The sequence below is a fragment of the Synechococcus sp. R6-7 genome, assembly GCF_047461695.1.
Lineage (GTDB): Bacteria > Cyanobacteriota > Cyanobacteriia > Thermostichales > Thermostichaceae > Thermostichus.
The window spans coordinates 1-2734 of record NZ_JANSHS010000167.1 but is presented as its reverse complement, the minus strand read 5'-3'; the positions used below and the strand labels follow the sequence as shown (position 1 = coordinate 2734).

At 56.2% G+C, this 2734-nt stretch carries 5 protein-coding genes; 4 read left to right on the top strand and 1 reads right to left on the bottom strand.

The features are described from left to right. From NW815_RS05725 to NW815_RS05710, 4 genes are all read left to right on the top strand, one after another. On the top strand, positions 1-450 hold a 450-nt coding region (locus NW815_RS05725), incomplete at its 5' end, for a methionine gamma-lyase family protein (RefSeq protein ID WP_414415799.1). Between the two features lie 167 nt (positions 451-617). Continuing rightward, positions 618-1424 carry a PPC domain-containing protein gene (locus NW815_RS05720; RefSeq protein WP_414390920.1) on the top strand — a complete coding sequence of 269 codons (807 nt, stop codon included), beginning with the start codon at positions 618-620 and terminating at the stop codon, positions 1422-1424. A gap of 329 nt (positions 1425-1753) precedes the next feature. Further along, positions 1754-1960, top strand: a complete 207-nt coding sequence (locus NW815_RS05715) for a hypothetical protein (protein WP_238376795.1) — start codon at positions 1754-1756, stop codon at positions 1958-1960. Positions 1961-1987: 27 nt separating this feature from the next. Then, entirely contained in the window at positions 1988-2305 is a 318-nt protein-coding gene (locus tag NW815_RS05710; RefSeq protein WP_414390922.1) for a TMEM14 family protein, read from the top strand. Here the strand turns inward: NW815_RS05710 and hypA are convergent. Then, entirely contained in the window at positions 2302-2700 is a 399-nt protein-coding gene (gene hypA, locus NW815_RS05705) for a hydrogenase maturation nickel metallochaperone HypA (RefSeq protein WP_414390925.1), read from the bottom strand. The two genes, NW815_RS05710 and hypA, sit on opposite strands and share 4 nt — an antisense overlap. Positions 2701-2734: the final 34 nt, after the last annotated feature.

Here is a 2734-nt window from a genome sequence, read left to right as displayed (position 1 = left end):
GGGGGGGCAACTCTAGATCTCAACCGCCTTCTGTTTCAAGGCTTGTTCTTGGCCCCGCAGATGGTGGCCGAAGCGGTGAAGATCGCCCATCTGGCGGCGCAGGTGTTTTCTGATCTGGGCTACCCGGTCTCGCCTCTGCCTCAAGCTCCTCGCACCGATATCATCCAGGCCATTCAATTGGGATCCCCGCAAAAGCTGCAGGCTTTCTGCCAAGCGATTCAAAACAGTTCTCCTGTGGATTCCTACCTCACCCCAGTGCCGGAGGTGATGCCCGGTTATGCAGACCCGGTGGTGATGGCAGCAGGCACCTTTATTGCCGGGAGCAGCGCCGAGCTGTCTGCCGATGGGCCGATGCGGGATCCCTACACCGTCTACTTGCAGGGGGGAACCCATCTCTACCATGGGCGGCTGGCCCTAGAAGCCGTCTTGCAAGCTTGGGAAACCCTGTAGGCCAACAGTTTGCTCTCGGCTGAAACAGCAAGGAAGGGGCAAGCCAACAACCTCAAAACTCAGCACGAAGTTGGCAGGAGTTGTCGTCTCTGACCAACTTTTCGCTCAATCAATCAGGGGGTAGGATCAGTCTACAGTTGCCATTCTTTAGAAAGGGATCCCTTCCGATGTTGAGCTGGTATCGTTCTTGCGCATCTCCTCGCCGTTGGGGATCCCGTTTGACTCTGGCTCTGGTGGCATTGGGGTTGGCCGGCGGCTGTCGGCTGCTGGATCGGGTGGGAGAGAGAGGCTTGCCGGTGGGATCTGCGCTGACCCGTTCTGCTCTGTGGAGAGGCAGCCAAACCGTGACGGGAGCGCTGGAGGTGGGAGATCAAGTCAGCCGCCAGTACGGCAGCTTTTGGGATGGGATCCCCGTCACCGCTGAGCCGGGACAGATTTTGATTGCGGCCCTAGAGAGCGAAGATTTTGATGCTTATCTGGAGCTGGTGGACGGTCAAGGGCGGGTGATCGGCTTTGACGATGACTCTGGCCCAGATGTGAATGCCCTGTTGGCAGTGCGTCTGCCGGAGGGAGGCACCTATACCCTGCGGGCCACCAGCTTTGAGCCGGAATCCACCGGCAACTACCGGCTCACCTATATCCTCACCCAGGTAGATTGGCAGGAAAGCCTATCGGGCCGTCTGCAGGAGGGATCCCTTCAGCATCCCGAGGATAGCAGTTGGATGGACGAATATCCCATTGCCGCCCGCGCCGGCCAGATCCTGATCGCTTCCATGACCAGCTCCGATTTCGATGCCTTTTTGCAGCTGCTGGATCCCAGTGGAGAAGTCAGGGCTTGGGATGATGACCAAGGGGGTGGAACCGATGCTCTGATGATTGCCTTTCTGCCCCGCACCGGCACTTATACCCTGCGGGCCAACACCCATAAGCCACGAGAAGAAGGAGCCTATAGGTTACAGTACGCCTTGCGCTAGCCCCTGCTCGCCCAGATTCCCTGTCTTACAGCTTGGATAAGGGGGCTTGTGAACCTTCTGATGCTGATGTCGAGATTTTGACAGGAATCATCGTTTTTTAACGCCTAATGTTGATATATGTCAGGAGTTGCCAGTTTACCTTCCTAAGATCCTCACAAAGCCAGAAGGGGCACTGCTTGCTGAGCTTTGTGGGAAAGCATAACATCTTATCCTAAGTTGTGACGGAGTTGAAATATTGTCCTCGGGGATGAGGTCTTTTTTCTAGAATCGAATCGATGGCCTAGACCATTCTTTTGCAGTTCAGCCCCTATCTCCACAAAATGGATGCCATGACTCCTGAAATGGTACGCCAGTTTTGGTCTTTGGTCAGCGAGATTGGCAGGCCAGATTGGCTCACAAAGCGTGACGATGACTTGGTGAACCTGCTTCTGAGCGCCTGTCAGAAAAAACACGCCCTCAGCAGTGTCGATGCCTCAATTCTCAATCGCTACATCAGCATTCGCTTGCCCTTGATTCGCGATATCCTCGTGGATTAAACCTAGAGAGGACAAGGTTTTCCCATCATGCTGGCCGCACAAATCACCTTGCTGGTCTACGGGGCACTGCTTTTGGTGGGCGGAGCAATCGGCTATAGCAAAGGCAAAAGCTCCAAGTCTCTCATCGGGGGGCTGGTTGGGGCCGCCCTCAGCGGAGTCAGCTATGGGCTGCTGGGGGTGGATCCCCGCTGGGGGCTGGGCTTGGGCCTGGGGACGACAGTGCTGGGATCTATCGTATTCGCCCTGCGCTACCGCAAAACCCGAACGTTAATGCCTGCCGGCTTGATGTTCATCCTCAGCTTGGGAGCGGCTGTCCTTCTGGGGCTTAGCTTTGGATCGGCTTAGGCGACCTCTGGTCGCGCCGGTGGGGTGAAGTTTGTTGAACATTCGATGTAGTCAATTTCGATGTAGTCAATTTTCAGCTCTCGGCCCGAGCGAATCTCCTCCATCGGGGATCCACAGTTGGGGCAAGCATAGCGCCGGCCTATTTCTGGCTTGTATTCTTGGCCGCAGGGATGGCAATAGGCAATGAGCGGCGTTTCCCGGATGACCAACTGGGATCCCTGTAGGAAAGTACCCTGGGTTTGTGCGGCATAGGCAAAGGTTAGGCTGGCCGGCTCTACACAGGTGAACTGTCCTACCACCAGGTGCACCCGAGCGATCTGAGGCTGTCCCGGCTGACTTTGCCACCAGTCACGTAGTGTTTGGATCAAGGCGCGGGTCATGTCGGTCTCGTGCATCTCTTACCTGATACATTCACGCTGAACTCTCCTG

What these genes read in the sequence shown, in the direction of transcription:
- NW815_RS05715 (WP_238376795.1), top strand. Translation starts at nt 1,754, where the DNA reads ATGACTCCTGAAATGGTACGCCAGTTTTGGTCTTTGGTCAGCGAGATT.
- NW815_RS05720 (WP_414390920.1), top strand. Translation starts at nt 618, where the DNA reads ATGTTGAGCTGGTATCGTTCTTGCGCATCTCCTCGCCGTTGGGGATCC.
- hypA (WP_414390925.1), bottom strand. Translation starts at nt 2,700, where the DNA reads ATGCACGAGACCGACATGACCCGCGCCTTGATCCAAACACTACGTGAC.
- NW815_RS05710 (WP_414390922.1), top strand. Translation starts at nt 1,988, where the DNA reads ATGCTGGCCGCACAAATCACCTTGCTGGTCTACGGGGCACTGCTTTTG.